Genomic DNA, 23795 nt, shown 5'->3' on the forward strand with positions numbered 1-23795 from the left:
CCTCCGATTCACGAAGCGGGTGGGTCAAAGCGGCCGTCGACTGCGGTCCAGCCGCCGTCGACGGCCAGGACGGAGCCGGTGACGAAGGTCGAAGCGTCCGAAGCGAGGTACACGACGGCGCCGGCCAGTTCGTCCGCGCGCGCCCAGCGGCCGAGGGCGCCTTTCTGGGCGTAGGCGTCGTACCAGTCGGGGCGCGCTTTGATCTGTGCGGTCAAGGGCGTCTCGACAACGCCAGGGGCGATGGCGTTGACGCGTACGCCGGACGGTCCGAACTCAGCGGCGGCTGTGCGGAACAGCTGCACTAAGCCGCCCTTCGTCGCTGCGTACGGGCCTTGGCCGGGTTCGACAGTGGTGCCGCGGATCGAGGAAAACCCGATGATGCTTCCCCGGCCCTGCTCGACCATCGGGGCGCCGAACGCGCGCAGCACCTCGAAGGCGACGCCCAGGTTCAGCTCCACCACGCGGTCGAACTCTTCGCGGGTGTAGTCGAGAAGGCGTTTCCGGACGTTGGTAGCTGCGGTCAGCACGACAGCGTCCAGCGGACCCAGTTCAGCAGCAGCGGCTTCGACGGCACCGGGGGCGAGCAGGTCGATCTCGTACGCTTCGCCGACGCCGGTCTCCCGCGCGGCGGCGACGTCCCGGTCCGCGCAGATCACCGACGCGCCGTGCGCGGCCAGGGCTCGGGCGGCTTCGCGGCCGATCCCGCTGCCCGCGCCGAGCACGACGGCCCGGCGGCCGTCCATGCGGAACAGTTCGGCGTAGTTCACGGGCGCAGCACCGCCATCCTGGTCACGGTCAGCTCTTCGACGGCGAATCGCGGCCCCTCGCGGCCGATCCCGGAGTCCTTGACCCCGCCGTACGGCATCGTGTCGGACCGGAAACCCGGCACCTCGTTCACCACTACCCCGCCGACCTCCAGCTCGTCCAGCGCGCGGAACGCGGTCTTCAACGAGCGGCTGTACACGCTCGCGTGCAAGCCGTACCGCGACGCGTTGACCACGGCGAAGGCTTCGTCCACATCGGACACTGTGCGCAGGCAGACGACTGGTCCGAAGATCTCCTCGTCCCAGCATTCGACGCCGTCCGGGACATCCGCGAGCACCGTCGGCTCCAGCACGCCGTCGCGCACCGAACCGCCCGCCAGCAGCCGGGCACCCGCCGCGGTCGCTTTGTCGACCCACTCGGCGACCCGGGCGGTCGAGCGTTCGTCGATCAGCGCGGACACTCTCGTGTCCGGGGAGCGCGGGTCACCAACGGTCACTTCGCCCAGCCGCGCAAGCACTCTGGAGGTGAATTCTTCAGCTATGGAAGACACCACCAGCACGCGCTGTACGGAAATACAGGCCTGCCCGGACGCGTAGAACCCGCCGCGCAGCACGGCGTCCGCGGCCGCGTCGAGGTCGGCGTCCTCGGCGACCACCAGTGCGGCGTTCGAGCCCAGCTCCAGCAGGGTCTTCGTCGGCGCGGCGTCGCGGGCGATCTGGTGGCCGACGGCGGCCGAGCCGGTGAAGGACACCGCGCCGATCCGTCGGTCCGTGACCAGCGCCGATCCGACCGAAGCGTCTCCGGTGACCAGCTGGACCATCGCGGGAAGATCGGTTAGCGAGCGGACCAGGTGCACCAGCCACAGCGTCGCCAGCGGGGTTTGCGGCGCCGGTTTCACGACCACCGGACAAGCCGCCGCAATCGCCGGGGCGATCTTGTGCGACGCGAGCAGCAGCGGGTAGTTGAACCCGGCGATGCCGACGACCACTCCAATCGGCTTGCGCTTCCAGAACCCGACCAGTCCGTCGCCGGACGGCAGCAGGTCGAGCGGCACGGTTTCGCCGTGCAGCCGCGACACTTCCTCGGCCGCGGCCTCCCAGGTGACGATCGTGCGCGCGACCTCAACCTGGCAGTCGACCAGCGGTTTCCCGGTCTCCAGCACGAGCAGTTGCTCAAACTCCGCCCGACGCTCGCGCACGGCCGAAGCCACGTCGTTGAGCAAGGTGCGGCGAGTTCGTGAGGGCAGCGAAGCGACTTCGCGAGCCACTGCCACCGCTTCGTCCACAGCACGCGAAGCCAGCGCGGCAGTGCCGACCGGCGCGTTGCCGATCACGCTGCCGTCGTAGGGAAACACGACGTCCGCAGTATCCACTGTGGACACCCAGCCGGGACCGACCGGCAGGCCGTCCGGGTAGTCAGGCATCCGTTTCTCCCTTCAACCGGGCCAGCTCGGTCCGCAGATTCGGCGCGGCGGCCAGCAGTTCCCGGGTGTATTCGTGCTCCGGAGCGGCGTAAACCTGCTCGACCGCACCGATTTCCACGATCTCGCCGCTCCGCATCACCGCGACGCGATCGCACACGTGCCGCACCACGCCGAGGTCGTGCGAGACGAAAATCAACGTCAGCGAGAACTCTTCGACCAGCCGGGCCAGCAGGTCCAGGATCTGCGCGCGCACCGAAACGTCCAGCGCGCTCACCGGTTCGTCCGCGATCAGCACGCTCGGGTTCGGCGCGAGCGCGCGGGCGATCGAGATCCGTTGCCGTTGCCCGCCGGAGAACTGGTGCGGGTACCGCATCGCCGCGTCCTCGGGCAGTCCGACCGCGGTCAGCAACTCCGCGACACGCTCCGGCGACCGGCGGCCGAGCGGTTCGGACACGATGTCCCGCACGCGCATCCGCGGATCGAGCGAGCCCATCGGATCCTGGAACACGATCTGCATTTCGCTGCGCAGGAACCGCAGTTTACGTTCGGGCAGCGAGTCGATCCGCTTCCCCTGGAACGACACCGAGCCCGCGGTCGGCCGGTCCAACGCGGCCAGCAACCGCACCAGCGTGGACTTCCCGGACCCCGATTCGCCGACGATCCCGAACCGCTCACCAGCGGAAACGTCGAAACTCACGCCGCGCAACGCGTGCACGTCCCGCCGCGCATACCGCCGTTCCAAATCTCGGACGGAGATCATCGCGCCCCCTCCAGATCGGAAGCCGCGAGCAACCGCTGCGTATAAGAATGCTGAGGCGCGGTCAAAACCTCCCGCGTCGAGCCATGCTCCACAATGGACCCGTCGAGCATCACCAGCACCCGGTCGCACATCTGCGCCACCACCGCCAGATCGTGCGTGATGAACAGCAGCGAGCTCTCCGCCGACAGTCGCTCGCGAATCAGCCCGAGGATCTGCGCCTGCACGGTGACGTCCAGCGCGGTGGTCGGCTCGTCGCAGATCAGCAGTGCTGGGTCGTTGGCCAGCGCGATCGCCAGCACCACCCGCTGCCGCTGCCCGCCGGACAGCTGATGCGGATACGCCCGCGCGACGTCCGGCAATCCGACCGCGGCCAGCAGTTCCTCCGCCGGACGCCCGCGACGGCCGTGCACCCGGAACGGCTCGGTGACCTGCCGTCCGATCCGCATCGCCGGGTTCAGCGCCGTCATCGGCTCCTGGAACACCATCGCCATCCCGTTGCCGCGCAACCGGGAGAGCTCCTTTTCCGACGCACCGAGCAGCTCGCGATCGTCCAGCCGCACCGAACCGGTGGCCGACAATCCTTCCGGCAGCAGGCCCAGCACGGACAGCGCGGTGAGCGATTTCCCGGACCCGGATTCGCCGATCAGGCCAACCCGTTCGCCCGCGCCCAGCTCGAACGAAACCCCGCGCACCAGGTCCGCGACCTGCAGGTTCTCCACGGTCAGCGTCATACCCGCGCCGCCAATCGGGGGTCGAGACGGTCGCGCAGACCGTCGCCGAGAAGGTTGAAACCGAGCACTGCCACCGCGATCGCGACACCGGGCACGAGCGCCAGCCGCGGATGCGCGGTGAGCAGCTCCTGCGACTCCTGCAGCATCCGGCCCCACGACGGCGTCGGCGGCCGCGTGCCGAAACCGAGGAACGACAACGCCGCTTCGGCCAGCACCGCGATCGCGAACGACACCGACGCTTGCACGATCAGCAGCCCGCCGATGTTCGACATTACGTGCGACCAGGCGATCCGCGTCCGCGACCGGCCGCCGGCGCGAGCAGCCAGCACGTATTCGCTGCTCATCACCTGCAACGAGCCGGACCGCGCGATCCGGGCGAACGACGGGATGGTCGCGATGCCGATGGCGACCATCGCGGTGAGCGTGTCCGCGCCGAAGACCGCGCCGAACATGATCGCCAGCAGCAGCGCGGGAAACGCGAGCACCAGGTCGTTCACCCGCATCACGAACTCGCCGAGCCACCGCGGGGCCATCGCCGCCAGCACGCCCAGCGGCGTGCCGATCACCGCCGCGATGCCGACCGCGACGACGCCGACGTACAACGTCGTTCGTGCGCCGACGAGGATCTGACTGAAGACGTCACGACCGAATTTGTCCGTGCCGAACAGGTGCTCGGCCGAGAAGCCCAGCAGCCGGTCCGCCGCGTTGACCTGCACCGGGTCGTACGGCGTCCAGACGAACGACACCAGCGCGGCCACCACGACGAGCGCGACCAGTATCCCGCCGAGCAGGAGATTTCCGTTGCGGCGCATCAGGACCCCCGCAGTCTCGGGTCGAGCACCGAATAGAGCACGTCGACCACGAAGTTCACCAGCAGCACCCCGGCCACCAGCACCAGCACGATCCCTTGCACGGTCAGCAAATCGCGCTGCGCGACCGCGTCCAGCAGCATGCTGCCGAGCCCGGGCAGCACGAACACCCGCTCCACCACGACCGCGCCGATCAGCAGCGTCGTCAACTGCAGGCCAAGCACGGTGACCACCGGGACGGACGCGTTGCGCAGCCCGTGCCGGAACAGCGCCTGACCAGGCAAGAGTCCCTTCGACCGGGCGGTGCGGAGGTAGTCCTGGCCGAGCGTGTCGAGCACCGCCGAGCGGACGTAGCGCGTGAGCACCGCGCCCTGCACGAGACCGAGCGACAACGCCGGAAGGATCAGTCCGCGCAGGAATTCGCCCGCGTTCTGGTCTGGTGGCGTCCATCCGCCGCTCGGCAGCCAGCGCAGCTGCACGGCGAAAATCTGCACCAGGATGATCCCCGCGAGGAACGCCGGGATCGCCACGCCGACCTGCGAGAGCCCGGAAACCGCGAAACCGCTGGCCTTCCGATGCCGCACCGCGGCGAACGCGCCAGCCGGGAGTGCGATCACCAGCGCGACGATCATTCCCGCGCCGACCAGCCACAACGTGACGCCGAGCCGGTCGAGCAACTGCGGGCTGATCGCCTCGCGCGTGACGTACGACCGGCCGAAGTCGCCGTGCAGCACCCCGCCCATCCAGCTCAGGTACTGCTCGACCAGCGGCCGGTCGATGCCGAATTCGGCGCGGGTCTTCGCGAGCAGTTCGGGCGTCGCGTTCACGCCGAGCGCGACCTGCGCCGGATCGCCCGGCAGCACCGCCATGAACAGGAACACCACAATGGACGCCACGAACAGGCTCACCGCGAACACGGCCACCCGCCGCAGCACGCGCGCGGTCATGCCGGCCTCACCCCGGTCAGATCGAAGGACTCGCTGACCTGGTTGCGCGCGAGCCCGGTCACCTTCTTCTTGGCGACCACGACGTTCGGGAACAAGAACAGCCAGTCCGCGGCCGCGTCGGCGTTCAGCTGCCGCGCGACCTCCTTCATGTCGCTCACCTGCTCCTGCGGGGTGCCGCTGTCCGCCGCGGCGAGCAACTGCTGCACCCGTTTGTTGTCGTAACCCCAGTAGTACTTGGGTTTTCCGAACGTCGAGATGTCGCGGGCTTCGACGTGCTGGATGATCGACAGGTCGTAGTCGTGATCGGTGAAGACCTGTTTGAGCCACACCGCCGGGAAGTCGAGCGGTTCGATCGTCGCGATGACCCCGACGTCCGCCAGCTGCGATTGCACCACCTGCGCCGCCGACACCGCGTACGGCAGGTTCGGAATCCGCAGCCGCAGCTTCAAATCGTGCACGCCCGCCTCGGCGAGCAGCTGTTTCGCCTTCTCCGGGTCGTAGGAATAGACCTTCGACAGGTCCTCGTACCACGGGTCAGTGGGCGGGACCATGCTGCCGATGAGCGTGCCGCGACCGCTGAACACCAGGTCCAGAACGGCTTTCCGGTCGATGGCGTAGGTGAGCGCGCGGCGGACGCGCACGTCGTTCAGCGGCGCGCGCCGGCCGTTGAACGCCAGCGTGACCTCGCTGTTCGTGGTTCCTTGCTGCACGGTGAACCGGTCGTCGCCCTGGAACTGCGGGATCGAATCGGCCGACGTGAGATTGGAGATCACGTCGATCCCGTTGGACAGCAAGGCGTTGTTGAGCGCGGTCGGATCGGCGAAGTACTTGAGCACGACCGTGCGATACGCCGGTTTCCGTCCCCAGTACCGCGGATTCTCCCGCAGGACAATGGAATCGCCGCGACGACGCGAGGCCACCTCGTACGGTCCGGTCCCGACCGGATGGTTCGCCAGATCCGCGACACCGGTCGGGCTGAACATCGCGCCGAGCCTGCTGGTGAGGCTGAACAGCCAGCCGTTGCTCGGTTTCGCCAGCACGACGCGTGCGTGGTCCGGCGCGACGACCTCGACATGGTCCACGACGTCCATCGCCGACTTGATCGAGATCGTCCAGTCGGTCTTCACCCGCATCAGCGAAAACTGGACGTCGGCGGCGGTGAACGGCGCTCCGTTGCTGAACTTGACGCCCTGCTGAAGCTGGAAATCGTAGGTCTTGCGGTCCGGGCTGATCGTCCAGGACTTCGCGAGCAGCGGCACGATCCGGCCCTGCGGATCGAGCTTCACCAGGCCCTCGTAGACGTTGTAGAGCAGCGCCTGCGGGATGGCCACGCCGTCGGAATGAGTGAAGTCGAAGTTGGCCGGTTCCGCCGTGTACCCGACGGAAAGCGTGTCCGGACCTGGGGAAACACTCGCGCTGGAGCCTGCCGAGCAGCCGGACGTCACGAGCAGCAGTGCCAATGCCGCCGCAAGGCTCCGGGCTTTCATTCCGCCTCCTGCTCAGTACACTGGTCTGACCAGTAACTCGGACAGCAGACTCGCATCCGGAAGACACCGAGGTCAAGATGAAGTTCGAACCGGTGGCTCCGGTCCGCGCCTACGAGCGGATCGTCGAGCAGATCGAGGAGGCCGTGGTCAGCGGCCGCCTCAAGCCCGGCGAACGGCTGCCCGGCGAACGGGAGCTGATGACGCAGTTCGGCGTCGGCCGCTCGACCGTGCGCGAGGCGCTGCGGGTGTTGCAGGCCGCCGAGCTGATCCGGTCGCGACCGGGCGATCCGCGCGGACCCGAGGTGCTGGCCGCGTCCCCGGGCGCGCTGCACCGGTCGATGCACCGGCTGGCGCGCGCGGAACACGTCGGGCTGGCGGAACTGCTGCAATTCCGGATGGTGCTCGACGGTTCCTCGCACCTGCTGGCCGCGGAACTGCGCACCGCCGAGGATTTGACCGCGCTCGACGGCGCGCTGGAAGGAATGGCGGAGGCGGACGGATACGCCGAATTCAGCCGCGCGGACGTCGCATTCCACGACGTCATTGCCCGGGTGTCCCGAAATCCGCTGCTGGTGGTGAGCGGCGAAGTGGTCCGCGGCGTCGTGCTGGAATTGATCGAGGACAAACTCAGCCACGCCAACGACCGCGGCACGCTGATGCGTTCCTGGCTGCGCCACCACGAAGAGGTGCTGAACGCGATCCGCGCCGCCGACGGAGAGTCGGCGGCGCGGCTGGCGCGGCAAGCGCTGTATGACAACTACTCGGAGTACGTGCCGAAGGAACAGCGAACGCTGCTCACCCCGTTGCTGACCTGAGTCAGGAGACCAGGTTCGCGTACACCACGATGTTGTCCTTGTAGCTGTGCTCGGCGTGGTCGAACACGCCGCCGCAGGTGATGAGGCGCAGCTGCGGCTTGTCCGTGTTGCCGAAGACGGCCTGGGTCGGGAACGTGTCCTTGGGGACCTGGTCCTTGTGGTCCACGACGAACTTCAGCTTCTTGCCGTCGCTGCGTTCGATGTCGATCTCGTCGCCCGGGTTGACGTCCTTGAGCTTGTAGAAGATGCCCGGCTTGTGGTTGCCGTCGACGTGCCCGAGCACGATCGCCGGGCCCACGTCGCCCGGCACCGGCGAGAGCCGGTACCACGCGGCCTGCATCGGGTTCTTCACCGACGGCACCGAAATCTGCCCGTCCTTGTTCGGCAGGACGGTGATCAGCGACGATTTCGCGCCGATCTTCGGGATCTCGACCGAGGTCGGCCGCAGTCCGGTGAACGGCTTGGTCACCGGGACCGCCGCACTGGCCGGGGCCTGCGCGGCGGGCGCCGCCGGGGCGTCTGAACCGCCGCACGCGCTCAGCGAGAGGGAGAGGAGCAGAGCGCCCGCGAGAGCGACGCCCTGCCCGTACTTCCTGGTCATCAGGCGGCCATGCCCCCGAAGCCGGTCTCGATGCCGTGCTTCGGCGCGTACTTCACCTGCGAGCCGCCCTGGCCGCCGGTGGTGCCGGCCGAACCAGCGCCCGCGCCGCCCGCCGGGGGAAGCGTGCCGCCATCGGTCGGTTTGCCGCCGCAGGTCCACTCCGCGCGCACGGTGCCGCTGTCGAAGGAGACGCCGTCGTGGCGCTTGACGAGCCACTCCCAGTAGCGACCGTCGGTCTCGTCCTGGTGCGGGCCCTCGAGGAGGTCGAAGTCGTTGGAGCGCAGGCCGGTCGGCTCGCCCGCCGCGCACGCGATCACGACGACGCCGAGGTTCTCGTCGAGGTCGACGCCGTAGCCGGTGTCGTCGACGTACGGCGGCTCTTCCGGAGTGGAGGTCTCCGAGGAGGTCGGCGTGGTCGGCTTGCTGGTGTCAGTCGGCTTGCCGGTCTCGGTCGGCTTGCCCGTCTCAGTCGGCTTACCGGTTTCGGTCGGCTTGCCGGTCTCCGTCGGCGCGCCGGTCTCGGTCGGCTTGCTCGTCTCGGTCGGCTTGCCGGTCTCGCTGGCCGGGGCCTCCGAGGTGGGAGCCGTCTCGCCCGAGGTGGCCGGAGCCGAGGCCGAGGGAGCCGTACCCGCCTCCTGTGCGTTCGCGGCGGGCACGACGGTGAGGCTGATCAGGGCGCCCGCGAGCACTGCGCCCGCGAGTCTGCCCAGGGTCTTCTTCAAGATGATTACCCCTCTGAGGAAAAGCGCGATGACCCCCACCGCGCGTGCTGATCCTGCCGAACATTCAGCACATAGGGGTAACCCTTTAGCTGGTGATTAATGACACGAGGGAAAGCGGTAACGAACGCCTTCTCGGTAGCGATGATTCCGCCCGATCGCCGGGAATCCGGCCCGTCGTGCCCATACCGTAACAGTTGCGAGGCAACCCGCACAGCCCTCGTTAAAGAATGGCGGAAATCAGCCGAGCGCGGTCAGCAAATCCCGCCACAGGTCTTCCGGGTCTTCCAAACCGATCGAAAACCGGATGAGCCCCGGCGGCACGCGTTCCTCGCCGGGCAGCCACGCACGCCGTTCCACCAGGCTTTCCACCCCGCCAAGGCTGGTCGCGGGCCGGATCAACCGGACGCTCGCGCACACCTTGTCCGCGGCGTCGGCATCGGCGACCTCGAACGCCGCCATCATCCCGAAACCGGGGTAGCGGACCTTGGTTACCGCCGGGTGTTCCGCCAACCGGGACACGAGCAATTGCGCGGTGCGAGTTTGCTCGGCAAGACGAACCGGAAGCGTCCGCAAACCGCGCAACGCGAGCCACGCTTCAAGCGCACCCGGCGTCGCGCCGACCCGAGTCCGCGCCGCGCGAAGTTCGTCCACAATGTCCTGATCGGCCGCGACCGCGACGCCGAGCAGAAGGTCGCTGTGTCCGCCGATGAGCTTCGTCGCGCTGTGCACAACGATGTCCGCGCCGAGCGACAGCGGTTGCTGGTGCAGCGAAGTCGCGAAGGTGTTGTCGACGACTACGCGTCCCCTAGTGCCGCGCGCGATGGTCTCGATCTCCATCACGTCGAGCGTCGGGTTAGTAGGCGATTCGAGCCACAACAGATCGGCGTCGCAGTTGAGCCACGCTTGCGTGTCCGTCGGCTCCAATTCGGTGACCGTGAGCCGACCGAGCTGCTGCGCGTGCTTCAACGCTCCGCGCGTGACGGCGTAACTGAACGACGGAACCGCGACCGTCGACCCGACCGGCAACGAATCCAGCACGGCGGACAACGTCGCGACGCCAGACGCGAAAGAGACCGCGGTGCCGCCTTCGAGGGACCCGACGACCTCTTCGAAGGCATCCCAGGTAGCGGTGCCGTCGGAGCGGGAATACACCGCGTCACCGCCGGCCTCGAAGGTGCTCGTGGCCACGATCGGCGTGTTCAGCGGCTCGCCAGGGCCGTGCGGCCGGCCCGCCGCGATCGCGCGGGTCCGCGGAGTCCAGTCGTCCATGCGGACACGGTAACTTCGCGACCGCCGAAACGGCAGGCGACGAATGTCACCAGGTGGTCAGCCGTTCCACAACGTGGGCGATACCCAGAGCACAAGAACCGCCCCGGCCGATCCTGCTGGCCGGGGCGGTTCCGCAACGACTGCGGTCAGTGCGCGTAAACCTCGAACTCATACAGCGAATACCCGTACTTGGTCCCGCGCGTGACTCCCTGCATCCGAACGAACCGCGCATCCGAAGGCGCGAACGAGACGTTGTCCGCGCCGCCGTTCCCGTCGGTCACCACAGCCGCGTCGTGCCAGTCGGTGCCGTCGGTGGACAGCTGGATCTTGTATCCCTTCGCATACGCCTTCTCCCACGACAGCACCGCTCGCGAAACCTGCTGCACCGAGCCGAGGTCCACGGTGATCGACTGGTTGTCGCTCCAGTCGCTCGCCCAGCGGGTGCCGGGGTTGCCGTCGACCGCGTTCGAGGCCGGGGAGTGGTAAAAGCCGGTTTCCGCGCTGGAAGCGTTCACCGGCTTGCCCGCCGCGAGGTTCGAGACATTGTCGCCGCGATGCGCCGGGTACTCGACGACCTGCTGGAACGTCGGCCGGTTCTGCGTGCTGATCTTGCCGTGCGCGATGCCGCCCAGCGGACGCTGGATGATCGTGTCCGCGCACCACTGGTCGCCCGCCGAGCAGTCGGCATCGCCCGGGTACACCGTGTTCGCGGGCTGGCCGGCGGCCGCGGTCAGCGAGTCGACCAGGGTCTGGCGGCACGCGGTCAGGTCGCCGCCGCCGCAGAACTTCGCGCCGAGCGGACCCGCGACCGGCTGTCCGAGCGCGGTGCGGATGTCCTTGCTGACGTACCCCCACCAGCCGTGCTGGTACGCCGAACCCTGGTGCGGCTGTCCGACGTGCTTGCCCGGCGTCTCGTTCTGGAAGCCGGACGGGCTCTCGTTGATCTGCAGCACGTTCGTCATCGCGCCGAACGCGTCGTCGCCCATCGCCGGTTTGAACTCGCCGGTGACCAGCAGCGGCCACCACGCGTCCATGATCCGGATCGCGTCCGCGTCGTTGTAGGTCTTGCTTCCCGGACTGGACTCGACGCGCTGGTGTCCGTGCTGCATCCACGTCTTGAGCTTCGCCTCGGCGTCCGCCGCGGCACCGGTGAGCGGAGCCTTGTCCAGCACCTGCAACAACAGCGGCAGCACCTTCTCCGCCCGCAGGTCGGCCAGCGCGGCATCCTCCATCGCCTGGGTCAGGTTCACCCGGGTCACCTTGGTGCCGCTGGAAAGCAGCGCCTTGACCCGCGCGTCGAGCAGATCGCCGCGGTGCACGGCGGACTTGTCCGCGCCGCCGGACGCGTAGCCATTGGACTGCGCGTTGTTCCAGCTGATGTAGTAGTCCTGGTTCACCGACTGCGGATGCTCCGACGCGGGCGTGTAGTCCGCCTTGTTGCCCGCCGGGTTCCAGCCCTTCCAGTCGAACCCGCGATCGCCCCACGCGGGCATCATCGGGTCCACAGTGGAATTGCGCACCGGGTTCGCACCGGAGTTGAAGTACGCGATGTCCTTGGAATCCGCGTAGAACCAGTTGAAGGTGAAGTTGACGTCGTTCGCGGCGCGCTGGAAGTCCGCGGCCGATTTGACGAAGCCCGGGTCGTTGAACTCCTGGAACCCGATCAGCGAATCCACCTCGTGGAAGTACGAGGACCGCAGCGACGAGTACGCCACCGGCTTCCCGTCCACCGTCGCCCGCGAGGTCACCGGGCCGTACTTCGTGCGGTAGCTGCGCAGGGTGTAGGACCCGGCGGCGGTGCCGTCCGCGACCGTCGGCGACCAGGCGTTCTTGCGCTCCACGGTGTCCATCGGGAGGCATTTGCCCTGGTAGAGGTAGTAGTTCGAGTCCTTTGTGGCCGGTTTGCCGCTCGGGTCGCACAGCGGCAGCGCGTAGGTGTCGATGATGTCCTGCGCCGCGGTCGTCGCGCTCCACGAGTAGTCCTGGCCGCGCCCGAGCAGCACGTACATGCTGAGCCCGGCGAACGACGCGCCCCGCGCGCTGATGCCCGGACCCTGGATTTCCTGCAGCAGCAACAGCTGCGGCGCGAAGTACCCGGTCTGCGGACCGAACACGGCGACCGGATGCCCGCTGGCGGTCTTCGCGCCGGACACCAGCAGCGCGTTGGACATGCCGTGCTTTTCCTTGAGCATGTTGCCCGGCAGCACGCCGTTGTCGAACATGCCGCGCGCGGACTCCTGGTCCTTCGGCGCGGCGACCTTGACCTTCGGCTGCGCGGCGGCGGCCGAACCGGTCGGGTCGAACACGAGCTGCTGGTTCGTCACCGAGCCCTTGTCCGGCAACGCCGCGCCCTGCGGGTTCGCCGGAGTGTTGCCGTACGGGAAGTTCTGCCCGTCGTGCAGGGTCTTCACGGCCTCGGGGTCATCCGCGGCACGCAGGCTCTGCCACACCTTTTCGCCCTGCTCGACGCCGTACTTCTCCTGCAGCGCCAGCTTCGCGACCGCGTTCTGCACCTCGCCGCCACCGCCCGCGCCGAACTGCGCGCCGACCACTGAGGCGAGCACGACGAGGTCGGTGAGCTTGAACGGTTCGATGGTGCCCGCGTTGGTGATCGCGTCGACGTGCCCGGTCAGCACGTACTCGCCGGGGAAGTACCGGCCGTTGTGCGAATCGGTGATGTATTTGTTGATGCCTTCGATGTACGCCTGCGCGTCTGCGAGACCCTGCTTGCCGCGCGGGCCGCTCGCCGCCACCGCGTCGATCTGCTGCTGCAGCTCGTCCTCGGTGTAGGGCGCGGAGGCGAAGAAAGACTGCTCCAGCTCGCGGTTCGCTTCCGCGCCGCCCGCGTACGACGTCAGCTGGCCGCGGCCGACGCGACGCATGATGTCCATGAGCCACAAGCGATCCTGCGCCGCGGCGTATCCCGCGCCGTATTCCGTGCCGGACCGCGTCGTGCCCTGGATGTGCGGGACGCCGGTGGCCTTGTCGCGCGTGATCGTCACGTCGTCGCGCGGTTTGATCGTGCTCGCGACCTGGTCGGCGGGCACCCCGAAGGACGAGTCGTTGAAGAATTTGCCGATCGTGTCGGTCGTCAGGGTCTGGTACCCGCCCGCGAGGTCGGCGTATTTGCCGAGCTGGTCGTCGGCGTGCCCGGGCTGGGTGCCGAACGCCTTGTTGGCGAGGATTTCGGCGAGCGTCGCGCTGCCGTTCTCGCCCGGCGGGAGGATGTCGTTGCACTGGCCAGCGCAATAGTCGTTGCCGGGCAACGCGGCGGAAGCCGGTGCCGCGGTCCCGATCTGCACTAGCCCGGCCGTGAGCACGGCTACCGCGCCCGCGGCCAGGATGGGAATGCGTCGTCGCATGCCACAGCTCCGTCCACGAAGGATGCCCCAGGGTGACCCAGCGCACGCTACCGACGGGTAGCGCACATGTGAAGAGTTTTCGCGTTTATCCCCTCGTTGGGAGTAGTCCGTCTGGCGGTACTCCATCCGGCGCAGCGTTTGCCCGATAGGTACGGTGAGCCCCATGAGCGTGGAAAAGCCCCAAGTCGAGCGCCCGGACGGACCGCCGCCCGCCGAGCTGCAGATCAACGACATCACGGTCGGCGACGGCCCCGAAGCCAAGTCCGGCAATGCGGTCAGCGTGCATTACGTCGGCGTCTCGCACTCCACCGGCGCGCAATTCGACGCCTCTTACGACCGCGGCGCGCCGCTCGATTTCCAGCTCGGCGCCGGCCAGGTCATCCCGGGCTGGGACCAGGGCGTGACCGGCATGAAGGTCGGCGGCCGCCGCCAGCTGGTCATCCCGCCGCACCTGGCTTACGGCGAACGCGGCGCGGGCGGCGTGATCGCCCCGAACGAAACGCTGATTTTCGTCGTCGATCTCGTCGGCGTGAGCTGATCTGCACGAAAACGCGGGCAGCCGGGAAAGCCCGAACGGGCAGCCCCGGCTGATCCCCCTTTCGGGGGAACCGGAAGGCGCCTAACGTTCGCATTGAGTAGTCGTCTTCCGGAGGATATTTCATGCGTTTGCGTGCTGCCCTTTCCGTTGCCTTCCTCGCCGCCGGTGCCGCACTCGCCGTCGCGGCTCCCGCGTCCGCGGTCGCGAACGGCAACGATGTGGCGCCCGGCGAGTATCCGTTCGCGGCCAAGCTGTCGATGCCCGTCATCCCGCGCGCGGACGGCACCACTTATTCGAGCGGATGCTCGGGTTCCCTGATCGCGCCGCAGTGGATCATCACCGCCGGGCACTGTTTCCACGACGTCAACCGCAAGCCGGTTTCCGGCCCGGTGCCGTACGGGACTTCGGTGCTCCTCGGCGCGACCACCGACGAGCCGGGCAAGGGCGAGCGTCGGCAGGTCACCGAGGTGCAGCAGGCGGGCGTCAACGACGTCGCGCTCGCGAAGCTCGACCAGCCGGTCACCGACATCAAGCCGCTGACTGTTTCGCCCGCCGCGCCGGCCAACGGCCAGAAGGTGCTGCTCGCCGGATGGGGCAGCCTGACCGAGGTTTCGCCGAAGCCGTCGGACAAGCTGCAGCAGGGCGAGATGCAGGTGGTCGGCTCGGACGCCACCACCGCGAGCATCATCGGCGTCTCGCCGAAGAAGGACACCAGCGCGTGCAGCTACGACTCGGGCGCGCCGTACTTCGTCGACGACGGCGACAACACCGGCCGGCTCATCTCGGTCGAGTCGACCGGCCCGGACTGCCCCCACTCCACGCCGGAGACGACCGCGCGCGTCGACATCCTCAAGGACTGGATCGCCTCGCACACCCAGTGAGGACAAGTCGCGAGATCGGTCGGTTTTCGTCGCCCATCAAGGGAATTCCGCATCGCGGACGGTGTCGTTAGCGTGGAAGGCCGAGTTCATCGGCGTCCGCCGGTGACCCGGACGAAGGGACAGAATGCGCGTCCGCGCCGCGATCTCCGCAGCAGTACTCCTGCCCATCCTCACCGCGAGCCCGGCCTTGGCCGTCGCCAACGGTTCTGACGTCCCGCCAGGCCAATTCGGCTTCGCCGCGAAGCTGAGCATGACCGGAATCCCGCTGCCGAACGGAAGCACGTACTCGAGCTTCTGTTCGGCAGCACTCGTCGCACCGCAGTGGATCGTCACCACCGGCCACTGTTTCCACGACGCCAACAAGAACCGGGTGTCCGGCCCGGTGCCGTACCCGACGACGGTGTCGCTGGGGCTGGTCGACGAGACCAAGGAGAAAGGCGTCCAGCGCAAGGTCACCCAGGTCCTGCAAGCCGGCCCGAACGACGTCGCGCTGGCCCAGCTCGACAGCCCAGTCTCCGAGGTCAAGCCGCTCACGGTGAACCACCTGGTGCCCGGCGTCGGACAGCAGGTGACGCTGGCGGGCTGGGGCAGCCGGACGGCGCAGAATCCGGTGCCGTCCAAGCAGTTGCAGCAGGGCACCATGAAGATCTCGTCGGTCGGCGGCACGACAGTCGGCATCCACGGCGTCGCACCGCAAGCGTCCACCAGCGCGTGCACCTACGACACGGGCGCGCCGTACTTCACCGACGGCAAGCTGATCTCGATCGAGAACAACGGCCCGGACTGCCCGCACACCGGCGCGGAGACGACGTCGCGCATCGATGTGATCGCCGACTGGATCGACGAGCACGCGAAGTGAGTACGGTGGAGGGGCCGCCGACCTGAGGAGAGTCGCATGCCCGAGCCGATCCTGACCGCTGTCGCCACCGCGCTGGCCACAAAGGCCGCGACCGGGCTGTATGACCTGGTCAAGCGCAAGTTCTCCGGCAACAGCAAGGCAACCGCGGAACTGGAGGCGGCCACCCCCGACAACCCGGCCACTGTCACCGCACTGGCCGAACGCCTCGACGAGGCCAGCCGCCAGGACCCGGACTTCGGCGCGGCGCTGCGCACCGAGTTCGAGGTGCACCAGGAGGCACGCAGCGGCGGGGTGACGAACCACGTGGGCACCGTGGCCGAAGGGGCCAAGGTCGTCCAGCTGCGTGACGTACAAGGCAATATCAGCCTCTGAGCCTTTTCCGACGACCGGCACGGAGCGCGATCGGTAGGATCGCTCTCCGTGCCGTCGTCGTCTTACCCCGTGCCGCGCCGATGGCGCACCGTGCCCACGGAACGGACGCTGCTGGCGGTCGTGCACAACGTCACCGCCGCGACCCGCTTGCTGGACGTGCTGCCGCTGTTCGCCGGGGACCCCCGGGTGCAGGTGGTGTTCACGTGCCCGGATTCGAGCGCGTTCACCCGGGGGACGCAGGAGTACCTCGCCGCGCGCGGGATCCCGCTGGAGCCTTGGGAAGACGTCGTGACGGAGGACTTCGACTGGGCGCTGGCGGCCAGTTACGGCGGGGATTTGCATAAATTGCGCGCTCCGTTGACGGTTTTGCCGCACGGAATGGGGTATAATAAATTCTTGGAAACCGCAAACCGGAAACCGGTTTTCGGGTTGTCCGAGCAATGGCTGATGCACAACGGCGAGGTGATCGCCGAACATCACGTCCTCTCCCACCCCGAACAGCTCACCCGGCTGCGGCAGTACTGTCCGGAAGCCGCTGACCACGCCGTCATCGCCGGAGACTCCTGCCTGGACCGCCTGCGCGACGCTCGGGAACTCCGCGAGTCCTACCGCCAAGCTCTCGGCGTAACCGGCGAACAAACCCTGGTACTGATTTCGTCTACGTGGGGCCAACTCTCGTCGTACGGCTCCGGTCCAGACCTCCCCGAACAGATTGCCAGGCAACTGCCGCTGGACGAATTCGCTGTCGTCCTGGCCCTGCACCCGAACATCGGCCAGGGCCATTACCCGTGGCAACTGAAAATGTGGCTGCGAGAATGCGAACGAGCGGGCGTAATCGTCCTGCCGGAAGAAGATCTGTGGCAACCAGCCGCCGTAGCCGCCGATGTCACCATCGGCGACCACGGCTCCGTCACGTATTACTCCGCCTGTCTGGGCACCCCAGTCCTGCTGGCCGCCGCACCATACGACGCCGTCGATCCGGATTCCCCAGTAGCCGCCCTGCTGCGCGCCGCCCCCGCGCTCACCGACGAAAACCTGGCCGCCCAACTGCGCACCGCGACCCAGCCACCAGCCCTGATCTCCGCGACCGAACTCGCCACCAGCGTCCCCGGCCAATCCGCAGCGTTGCTGACCGAACTCGGTTACCGCACGCTCAACCTCCCGCTCCCGGCCCAACCAGCCGGATTCACCGCGTTCCCGCTGCCGCGCGTCCAACGCCCAGAACCCGGCGCACAGTGGATCCGGATCCGCGGCGACGAAGTCACCAGATTCGCCGGAGCCACCACCGACGCTCACCTAGTCGTCCACGTCGACGCCCCCGACCCACGCCAGCTACGCCGCGCCGACATCATTCTGGGCGACCGCTTTCCCGACCCAGGCCGCTGGATCGCCGTCACCCTCGCCGAATTCCCCGGCTGCGAATGGGCCGCCTGCCCAGCCGGACCAGGCTGGCTAGCTGGCAGCCGAGACGGCCTGGTCGTCTCCTTCACTGGCACCGACCTGCCACAAGCCGTGCCGTCGCTGCTGTACACGCGCGACCAACTGGGCCTCGACTTCCCCGAACAGCTTCCGTACACCGCGGGCGGCCGCAAGCACGAGGTGCGACTTACTGTCCACTATGGATAGTCAGAGCTGTTCGATCCAGATCAGCAGATCGGTCGCCTCGGCCGTGAATCCGTGCAGCTGTGCGATGCCCAACGCGTCCTCCGCGTGCGCCTTCGCCTGGTCACGGTAGCCACGAGCAAACGCGGCCTCCGCCCGAGACCGCAACGCCGCGATACGTTCTCGCTGCAGCTTGGCCTTCTCCGCCGCGGCATCGAGTTCGGCCAGCAGAGCCGCGCCTTCCTCGTACGAACCAGCCTCGATCAGCTTCCGCCCCTGCCACAGCCGGATCTTCACCAGGTTGCCCGGTTCGTCCTTCAGGCCCTGCTCCGCTTGCTCCAGCAAGACGGCCGCTTCCTCCGGCGGCACGACCTTGGCCAGATGCATCCGGATCAACGCGAGCCTACGAGGATCACCGATCTGCTCGGCAAGCTCGAGACTTTCCCGAAAGCAGACTTCCGCCTGGCCCAGCAACGGAACCGCGTCGTCCGGCCGCCCCTGCTGCTGCGCGATCAACCCCGGCTCGAAGAACGCGAGCCCGCGCGCCTCCAGCGCAGACGCATGCTCCTCCGGCGTCGTGGCCAACTCGGCCGCCGCGGCGTACTGCTCCAATGCCGCCGCCCAATCCCGCCGCTGCAGCTGAGCGAACCCGAGCTGGGTACGGACCAATCCTTCGGCAAGCGGCATCGCGGCGGCCTGCGCGGCCCGGACCGCGTCCTGGCTCACCGCCAACAGCTCGACGGGGTAAGCGCCGTCTTTGTAGACCGGCCACAACGCCCTCGCCAGCCGGATGACGTTTTCGTGCGCCCCCTCCTGCAACGCGACCTCCGCCGCGGCAGCCAGGTTCCCCTGCTCGTCGAACAACCACTCCCAGGCATCCACGTTGGCTGGCACCGGAGTGAAGCCCGGCCAGATCTTCTTCGGCCAGCCAGTAGACAGCGCGCGTTCCGCGATCCGGAGCCCGTGCTCGGCGTAGTAAACGACCACGGCGTCGGAAAGCTCACCGGCCAGCGTCGCTGCGTGCATGCGCGCCAGCTCGGACATCCGGTAGCGACCCCCGATGACCTCGATCAACTTGGCAGAGACCAGCTTCTGCAGGGTGTCCTCGGTGTCGTACTCGTCGAGGGCGAGAAGCGCCGCCACAGTTTCCAGCCGAACGGTGCCGTCGCCCGGATGCGCGCCGAAAATCCGGTACGCCGCTTGCTCACGCTCGCCCATCTGCTCGTAGGCAACGTCGTACACCGCGCTGGCCAGTGCACCTTTCGCTCGGATCCGCCCGACCAGCCGCCGCACCGTCGCACCCGGCCGCGCCAGGAGCACGCCCGCGACGTTGAGTTCCGCGGCAGATCCCGCGCAGATCCGCAGCAGTTCTTTCAGCTGTTCTGGCTCCGCGGCGAGCTTTTCGTCACCCACCAGTGCCGCCAGCACACCCAGCGCCGCCTCATCGCTCAACGGCTCCAACTCGACCTCGCGAGCGGAATACCGGGCGCGCAGCGCCTCCAGCCCAGACCCGACTACGAGCACGTACGAGCCGGGATGCGTCGGCAGCAGCGCCTTGACTTCCGCCGCGCTCAACGCGTCGTCGACCAGCAACGCGACCTTGAATTTGGCGGTCTGCGACTGCCACATCGCCGCGCGCCCCTCGAGACTCGCCTGCATCTCGTCCGGCCCGTAACCCAGCTTGGACAGCAACTCGGCCAGCACATCAGCGCCGGCCCGGTGGCCCACGCGCACGTCGTAAAACCGGTCGAAGCGGTCCTGATGCTGGTGCAGCCAGGTTTCGCACAGCGTCGTCCGCCCGCTGCCCGGCGCACCTCGCACGATCGCGATCGCTACCCGGTCCGGCACCTCGTCATGAATGCGAGTGAGCGCGGCCAGCTGACGCTCGTTGTTCCGGTAATGCTCCGGGGGCGCCTGGACCTGCAACGCCGGCGCCGCGGGCTCCCGCGGCCCGTGGAAGTGCACGTCGCCGTACACGTCGCGCCCCTGGAAGACCTTGTCCGCCTCGCCGTCGAAGTAGTTGCCGTCGCTCACCGTTTCCCCCGCCCAGCTGATCCCGGCTCAGGCTACCGGAAACGTCACGGTCCGTGTCCAGCCTTTCACCACGATCGGGTCCGGGTAAGGTTCTGCCCAGGAATTCCAGGACGGATTTGGTAGAATTGAATTGAGCAGCAAAGCAGCAAAGCAGCAAAGCAGCAAAGCAGCAAAGCAGCAAAGCAGCAAAGCAGCAAAGCAGCAAAGCAGCAAAGCAGGTGGCGGACCTTCGACCCGGTCGTCGTGCTCGGGGTCGTGCGCACCTGGACTTCGGCGATCAAGCTGCTCGAGGTTTGCCGTCTGTTTCAGGATGACCAGCGGATTCGCTTCACGTTCACGGTCGACCGCGGGTCTCGGTTCAGCTCGGGCGTCGAGGAGTTGCTGGCCCGCGCGGAAGCGCATTGCACGCCGTGGGAGAACGTTCCGGAGCTCCATTACGCACTCGCGATCACGGCTAGCGAAAACATCGATTTCGACCACGTCTCCGGACCGGTTCTCGTTCTTCCGCACGGCGTCGGATTCCACAAGTACGTTCCCGACTCCGGTTCGGCCGGCACCCGGCTTTCCGGGCTGATCCCGTCCGCCGCGCTGCGGTCCGGGCGGGTGTTGATGGCGGTGTCGCATCCGAGCCAGCAGAAGCAGTTGCGCGACGCCGACCCGCTGACCGACGGCAAGACCGTGCTCGTCGGCGATCCGCAGTTCGAGCAGCTTCTCCGGAGCGAACCGCACCGCGAGCACTACCGTGCCGCGCTCGGCGTGGCTGATCGCACATTCGTGCTGGTCAGCTCTACCTGGGGGAAGACCTCGTTGATCGGCCGCCGTCCTCGGCTCCCGGCCGAGCTGCTGGCGTCACTGGACTATGACTCCGCGGCCGTCGGTCTCGTGCTCCATCCCAACGTCTGGTCGCGCTACCGGCCGTTCCAGATCCGGTCCTGGTTCGCCGCGGCCCAGGACGCCGGGCTGCTCCTCCTCCCGCCGGAACGCGGATGGCAAGCCGCCATCGTCGCCGCGGATGTCGTCGTCGGGGACCACGGATCGGTCTCTTTGCTGGCCGCCGCGACGGGACGGCCGTTGCTGCTTGGCACGTTCGGCAGCGAGGTCGTGCCCGGCACCAGCGCCGAACTGCTCGGTCAGCACGCGTCCCGGCTCACCTGGGACCGGCCGTTGCGTGACCAAATCGACGAGGCCGAAACCCAGCCGTGGCAGCAGGATCTCGCTGAGCGCACCTTTGCGAACCCGCACGGAGCAACGGCGGAACTGCACGCGCTCGTACTCCGTCTGACGGATCTCGAACCCCGTCCGCTCGAACTCCTTCGCGCACCGGACCCGGAACCGAATCCCATCATTCCGCTCGCTTTCACCGCGTACCCAGAGTTCACCGGCCCGGATTCCCTTACCTTGCACCGGTTTCCCCGCTCGGTAGAAGAATGGCGACCCGACGTCGAGCGGGCCTCAACCAGACTGAGACACGTAGTCGCCGACGAAAGCGACGACAACCTCGGCCGGATCGGCAACGCCACCGTGCTCACCAGAACCGCACTGCGTCCTGCACCAGAAGACTGGTGTGCCAACGCATTGCGGCTCCATCCTGCCTGCACGCTGGCCGCGGCCGCCGTCCCGGACGGATGTGTCGCGCGCACAAGGGACGGCGAGATGTTCACCGTCACCGGCTCAGCTGACGTCGCCGCACTGGCTTCGACGCTGCACGCGTGTCTGGCGACCAGTCGAGAGGGTGGGCGTCCGTTGTCCCTACGACTCGGCTCCGTCGAGACCACCGTCGTTTTCTGACGCCAGCTTCTCCGCCCGCGGGCTGCCCAGTTCTCGATACAGCTGAATCGCCCGATCCAGGTGACTGCGCGCCTCCACCGGATTCTCCACGACCAGCGCACCGTGCAGCGCCTCCCGAGCCTGGGCCTCGTAGAAAGTCGCCCCGCTCGTTTGGAAAGCCTCCGCCGCCGCGGTCAACGCGTCAACGCCGCCCGGCAGCCCAGTGCGTACGCGCACCTGACCGGTGATCAGCAAGGCGCGCGCAGCCGAGCGACTGTCGCCAAGCTCGCCGAACGCGCGATGCGCTGTTTCCAACTCACGCAGGCCCTCCGCATCGCCGAGCGACTGGCCGAGAAACATCCGGCTCAGCGCCTCTCCCCGCGCCTCCCCAGCCGCCTCGTTCAACTCGATCGACTCGCGGTACCTCTGCTGCGCCAGCTCCGGTTGATCGGTCAAATCGTGGTATCGACCGGCGAACTCTCGCACCGAGGCCCGCAACACGAGGTGCCCGTCCTGATCCGCCAGCTCGATCGAACGTCGCACGAAGTCCCCGGCTTGCTCGAACTGCTCGAGATCCGTCAGCGGACGCGACGCCAGACTCCGCAACCGCGCCTCCGCCGCGCGATTACCGGCCTCTTCCGCGGCTTTAATGCCGTGCCGGAGACTGCTGAGCGAATCGGCCTGCCGCTTGCGATCGAAGTAGTAGGCCGCGAGCGACTCGGCGATCTGCCAAATCTCGTCGACCAGGCCGATCTTCTCGGCCACCGGCAGCAATTCGTGCAGCGCGCGCCGGTTCTCCTCGAACCAGGCCAGTCCGTTGGCCCGGCGATCGCCGCTGAAGGGGTCCGCGATCTCCGGCGCGTCCGCGACCCGGTACCGCTCCACGCCGATCATCGCCGCGTCCGCGTAGTAGGCGGCGTTGCGGAACCCGCGCACCACCCGGGCGAGCGCCTCGTGCGTTTCCTCGTCGTCCAGTCCCGAAAGGGATGCCGCGTGGTCATGGACGAGCGGATGCATGGAGTACCGGCCGTGCTCTTCCTGGAGCACCTTCAGCAGGACCAACTCGGCGAGAATGTCCCTCGACGTGGCCTCGTCCAGCCCGATCAGCAGATCGAAGACCGGCGGGGTGAAGTCGATCGCCGGGTACGCGCCGAGCAACCGGTATGCGCGCTGGGCAGGTTCGGTCGCTTCCTGGTACGTCGCTTCGAACACCGGGTTCCCCTTGTTCGGCCCGCGGTCGGATCGCATCAACTCGGCGCGTGAACGCCGAAGCCGGGCAGCCAGCTCCGGCAACGAAGGACACCGCCCGACCACGACGAGCGTCGCGGCGTTCCGGAGGGCCAACGGCAATCCGCCGCAGTAGCCGAGGATCTCGGCTACCACCGGATCGTCTGGGTCCGCGTCCAGTCCGCTCAGCTCGTGAAACAACTCAGCAGCCTGCTTGTCGTCAAGCGGCTCGACGGGGATCGTCTCGCCGCCGACCTCGCGCACCTCAAGCCGCGACTCCACGCGGCCCGCGACGAGCACCAGCCAATCCCGTCCACCAGGCATCAATTGAAGAAACTGCTCGGATTCCGTGACGTTCTCGAGCAACAGCACGGCAGCCGCCCCGGACGACCGGCTTCGCCACAGACTCGCCAACCCAGGTTCGGCGGGCATCACTTCGTCGCGGACCCCGTCGCGGCGCAGCAATGAACGCAGGGCCGCGGAAATCACCGACTCACCGTCGACCGTGTGCGTCGCGTAATCCGTGTAATAGGCCCCGCCGGGATAGCGATCCTTTACTTGCTCAGCGACATACCGGGCCAACGCGCGCCGACCGACCCCAGTCAATCCGTCGAACACGACGAGCGGTACACGCTGATCGGCAAGACAGGCCTCGATTTGTTCGTTTCGCCCGACCAATCGCCGCAGCGCTCGTGGCGTTTCGTGCGGCACCACCCGTTCGGGTCCGGGCAGCTGCTGGTTGACCGTGCCGATGTACTGCGCCTGCACGAGAGAACTGCCGCCGTCGACCGATCTGACTTCGTTGTGCACTAGTCCGCCCCTCA

Annotated in this window: 20 protein-coding genes; 7 read left to right on the forward strand and 13 right to left on the reverse strand. The window is 67.8% G+C overall.

Going from position 1 to position 23795, the window contains the following annotated elements; all coding sequences use genetic code 11:
- Positions 1 to 8: 8 nt before the first annotated feature.
- From EIZ45_RS06945 to EIZ45_RS06975, 7 genes are read right to left on the reverse strand one after another with little or no spacing between them, the layout of a single operon-like run.
- Positions 9 to 767, reverse strand: coding sequence for an SDR family NAD(P)-dependent oxidoreductase (locus EIZ45_RS06945; protein WP_037809250.1), 759 nt, complete (start codon positions 765 to 767; stop codon positions 9 to 11).
- The gene (locus EIZ45_RS06950; protein ID WP_134664592.1) at positions 764 to 2188 is read right to left on the reverse strand and encodes an aldehyde dehydrogenase family protein; all 1425 of its coding nucleotides are present in this window, start codon (positions 2186 to 2188) and stop codon (positions 764 to 766) included. The genes EIZ45_RS06945 and EIZ45_RS06950 overlap by 4 nt, the downstream gene beginning before the upstream one ends.
- Positions 2181 to 2948: an ATP-binding cassette domain-containing protein gene (locus EIZ45_RS06955; RefSeq protein ID WP_043831298.1), complete on the reverse strand. Its 768-nt coding sequence runs from the start codon at positions 2946 to 2948 to the stop codon at positions 2181 to 2183. The genes EIZ45_RS06950 and EIZ45_RS06955 overlap by 8 nt, the downstream gene beginning before the upstream one ends.
- Entirely contained in the window at positions 2945 to 3679 is a 735-nt protein-coding gene (locus EIZ45_RS06960; RefSeq protein WP_037809233.1) for an ABC transporter ATP-binding protein, read from the reverse strand. Before EIZ45_RS06960 ends, EIZ45_RS06955 begins: the two co-directional genes overlap by 4 nt.
- Positions 3676 to 4491, reverse strand: a complete 816-nt coding sequence (locus EIZ45_RS06965; protein ID WP_167756363.1) for an ABC transporter permease — start codon at positions 4489 to 4491, stop codon at positions 3676 to 3678. Before EIZ45_RS06965 ends, EIZ45_RS06960 begins: the two co-directional genes overlap by 4 nt.
- On the reverse strand, positions 4491 to 5435 hold the full coding sequence (locus EIZ45_RS06970; RefSeq protein ID WP_134664594.1) for an ABC transporter permease: 945 nt from the start codon (positions 5433 to 5435) through the stop codon (positions 4491 to 4493). The genes EIZ45_RS06965 and EIZ45_RS06970 overlap by 1 nt, the downstream gene beginning before the upstream one ends.
- The gene (locus EIZ45_RS06975) at positions 5432 to 6922 is read right to left on the reverse strand and encodes an ABC transporter substrate-binding protein (protein ID WP_134664597.1); all 1491 of its coding nucleotides are present in this window, start codon (positions 6920 to 6922) and stop codon (positions 5432 to 5434) included. Before EIZ45_RS06975 ends, EIZ45_RS06970 begins: the two co-directional genes overlap by 4 nt.
- 77 nt (positions 6923 to 6999) lie before the next feature.
- Here EIZ45_RS06975 and EIZ45_RS06980 point away from each other — a divergent pair, with 77 nt between their 5' ends.
- Complete coding sequence (locus tag EIZ45_RS06980) at positions 7000 to 7737, forward strand: FadR/GntR family transcriptional regulator (protein ID WP_037809227.1); 738 nt, start codon at positions 7000 to 7002, stop codon at positions 7735 to 7737.
- 1 nt (position 7738) lies between these two features.
- Here EIZ45_RS06980 and EIZ45_RS06985 read toward each other — a convergent pair whose 3' ends face one another.
- The 4 genes from EIZ45_RS06985 to EIZ45_RS07005 all read right to left on the reverse strand — a co-directional run bounded on the left by EIZ45_RS06985 (position 7739) and on the right by EIZ45_RS07005 (position 13691).
- Positions 7739 to 8338 carry a class F sortase gene (locus EIZ45_RS06985; RefSeq protein WP_037809225.1) on the reverse strand — a complete coding sequence of 200 codons (600 nt, stop codon included), beginning with the start codon at positions 8336 to 8338 and terminating at the stop codon, positions 7739 to 7741.
- On the reverse strand, positions 8338 to 9060 hold the full coding sequence (locus tag EIZ45_RS45985; protein ID WP_037809479.1) for a hypothetical protein: 723 nt from the start codon (positions 9058 to 9060) through the stop codon (positions 8338 to 8340). Before EIZ45_RS45985 ends, EIZ45_RS06985 begins: the two co-directional genes overlap by 1 nt.
- Positions 9061 to 9297: 237 nt before the next feature.
- The gene (locus tag EIZ45_RS07000; RefSeq protein WP_134664601.1) at positions 9298 to 10329 is read right to left on the reverse strand and encodes a PLP-dependent aspartate aminotransferase family protein; all 1032 of its coding nucleotides are present in this window, start codon (positions 10327 to 10329) and stop codon (positions 9298 to 9300) included.
- A 146-nt stretch (positions 10330 to 10475) separates the two neighbouring features.
- Entirely contained in the window at positions 10476 to 13691 is a 3216-nt protein-coding gene (locus EIZ45_RS07005; RefSeq protein ID WP_134664603.1) for a penicillin acylase family protein, read from the reverse strand.
- Positions 13692 to 13854: 163 nt separating this feature from the next.
- Between EIZ45_RS07005 and EIZ45_RS07010 the strand changes: the two genes are divergently transcribed.
- From EIZ45_RS07010 to EIZ45_RS07030, 5 genes are all read left to right on the forward strand, one after another.
- Positions 13855 to 14229, forward strand: a complete 375-nt coding sequence (locus tag EIZ45_RS07010) for an FKBP-type peptidyl-prolyl cis-trans isomerase (RefSeq protein WP_134664605.1) — start codon at positions 13855 to 13857, stop codon at positions 14227 to 14229.
- A gap of 122 nt (positions 14230 to 14351) precedes the next feature.
- A complete protein-coding gene (locus tag EIZ45_RS07015) occupies positions 14352 to 15110 on the forward strand; it encodes a trypsin-like serine protease (protein WP_134664607.1) in 759 nt (252 codons plus the stop codon).
- A gap of 124 nt (positions 15111 to 15234) precedes the next feature.
- The gene (locus EIZ45_RS07020) at positions 15235 to 15969 is read left to right on the forward strand and encodes a trypsin-like serine protease (protein ID WP_037809220.1); all 735 of its coding nucleotides are present in this window, start codon (positions 15235 to 15237) and stop codon (positions 15967 to 15969) included.
- A gap of 36 nt (positions 15970 to 16005) precedes the next feature.
- Positions 16006 to 16341 carry a hypothetical protein gene (locus EIZ45_RS07025; protein WP_037809218.1) on the forward strand — a complete coding sequence of 112 codons (336 nt, stop codon included), beginning with the start codon at positions 16006 to 16008 and terminating at the stop codon, positions 16339 to 16341.
- Positions 16342 to 16389: 48 nt separating this feature from the next.
- On the forward strand, positions 16390 to 17967 hold the full coding sequence (locus EIZ45_RS07030; protein ID WP_134664609.1) for a hypothetical protein: 1578 nt from the start codon (positions 16390 to 16392) through the stop codon (positions 17965 to 17967).
- Here EIZ45_RS07030 and EIZ45_RS07035 read toward each other — a convergent pair whose 3' ends face one another.
- On the reverse strand, positions 17968 to 19977 hold the full coding sequence (locus tag EIZ45_RS07035; RefSeq protein ID WP_167756364.1) for an NB-ARC domain-containing protein: 2010 nt from the start codon (positions 19975 to 19977) through the stop codon (positions 17968 to 17970).
- A gap of 255 nt (positions 19978 to 20232) precedes the next feature.
- Here EIZ45_RS07035 and EIZ45_RS07040 point away from each other — a divergent pair, with 255 nt between their 5' ends.
- The gene (locus tag EIZ45_RS07040; protein WP_134664612.1) at positions 20233 to 21765 is read left to right on the forward strand and encodes a hypothetical protein; all 1533 of its coding nucleotides are present in this window, start codon (positions 20233 to 20235) and stop codon (positions 21763 to 21765) included.
- On the opposite strand, the gene EIZ45_RS07045 is transcribed toward EIZ45_RS07040, so the two are convergent.
- Positions 21727 to 23781 (reverse strand): hypothetical protein, encoded by a 2055-nt coding sequence (locus EIZ45_RS07045; protein ID WP_134664613.1) that lies wholly within the window; start codon positions 23779 to 23781, stop codon positions 21727 to 21729. The genes EIZ45_RS07040 and EIZ45_RS07045 overlap by 39 nt on opposite strands.
- Positions 23782 to 23795: the final 14 nt, after the last annotated feature.

The organism is Amycolatopsis sp. CFH S0740 (assembly GCF_004522315.1).
Taxonomy (GTDB): Bacteria; Actinomycetota; Actinomycetes; order Mycobacteriales; family Pseudonocardiaceae; genus Amycolatopsis; species Amycolatopsis nivea.

Bases quoted from the DNA above. Each gene is read 5' to 3' on its own strand.
- EIZ45_RS06965 (WP_167756363.1), bottom strand. From the start codon at position 4,491: ATGCGCCGCAACGGAAATCTCCTGCTCGGCGGGATACTGGTCGCGCTC.
- EIZ45_RS07020 (WP_037809220.1), top strand. From the start codon at position 15,235: ATGCGCGTCCGCGCCGCGATCTCCGCAGCAGTACTCCTGCCCATCCTC.
- EIZ45_RS07015 (WP_134664607.1), top strand. From the start codon at position 14,352: ATGCGTTTGCGTGCTGCCCTTTCCGTTGCCTTCCTCGCCGCCGGTGCC.
- EIZ45_RS06975 (WP_134664597.1), bottom strand. From the start codon at position 6,922: ATGAAAGCCCGGAGCCTTGCGGCGGCATTGGCACTGCTGCTCGTGACG.
- EIZ45_RS06955 (WP_043831298.1), bottom strand. From the start codon at position 2,948: ATGATCTCCGTCCGAGATTTGGAACGGCGGTATGCGCGGCGGGACGTG.
- EIZ45_RS07000 (WP_134664601.1), bottom strand. From the start codon at position 10,329: ATGGACGACTGGACTCCGCGGACCCGCGCGATCGCGGCGGGCCGGCCG.
- EIZ45_RS06980 (WP_037809227.1), top strand. From the start codon at position 7,000: ATGAAGTTCGAACCGGTGGCTCCGGTCCGCGCCTACGAGCGGATCGTC.
- EIZ45_RS06970 (WP_134664594.1), bottom strand. From the start codon at position 5,435: ATGACCGCGCGCGTGCTGCGGCGGGTGGCCGTGTTCGCGGTGAGCCTG.
- EIZ45_RS07025 (WP_037809218.1), top strand. From the start codon at position 16,006: ATGCCCGAGCCGATCCTGACCGCTGTCGCCACCGCGCTGGCCACAAAG.
- EIZ45_RS07010 (WP_134664605.1), top strand. From the start codon at position 13,855: ATGAGCGTGGAAAAGCCCCAAGTCGAGCGCCCGGACGGACCGCCGCCC.
- EIZ45_RS06985 (WP_037809225.1), bottom strand. From the start codon at position 8,338: ATGACCAGGAAGTACGGGCAGGGCGTCGCTCTCGCGGGCGCTCTGCTC.
- EIZ45_RS06950 (WP_134664592.1), bottom strand. From the start codon at position 2,188: ATGCCTGACTACCCGGACGGCCTGCCGGTCGGTCCCGGCTGGGTGTCC.
- EIZ45_RS07005 (WP_134664603.1), bottom strand. From the start codon at position 13,691: ATGCGACGACGCATTCCCATCCTGGCCGCGGGCGCGGTAGCCGTGCTC.
- EIZ45_RS06960 (WP_037809233.1), bottom strand. From the start codon at position 3,679: ATGACGCTGACCGTGGAGAACCTGCAGGTCGCGGACCTGGTGCGCGGG.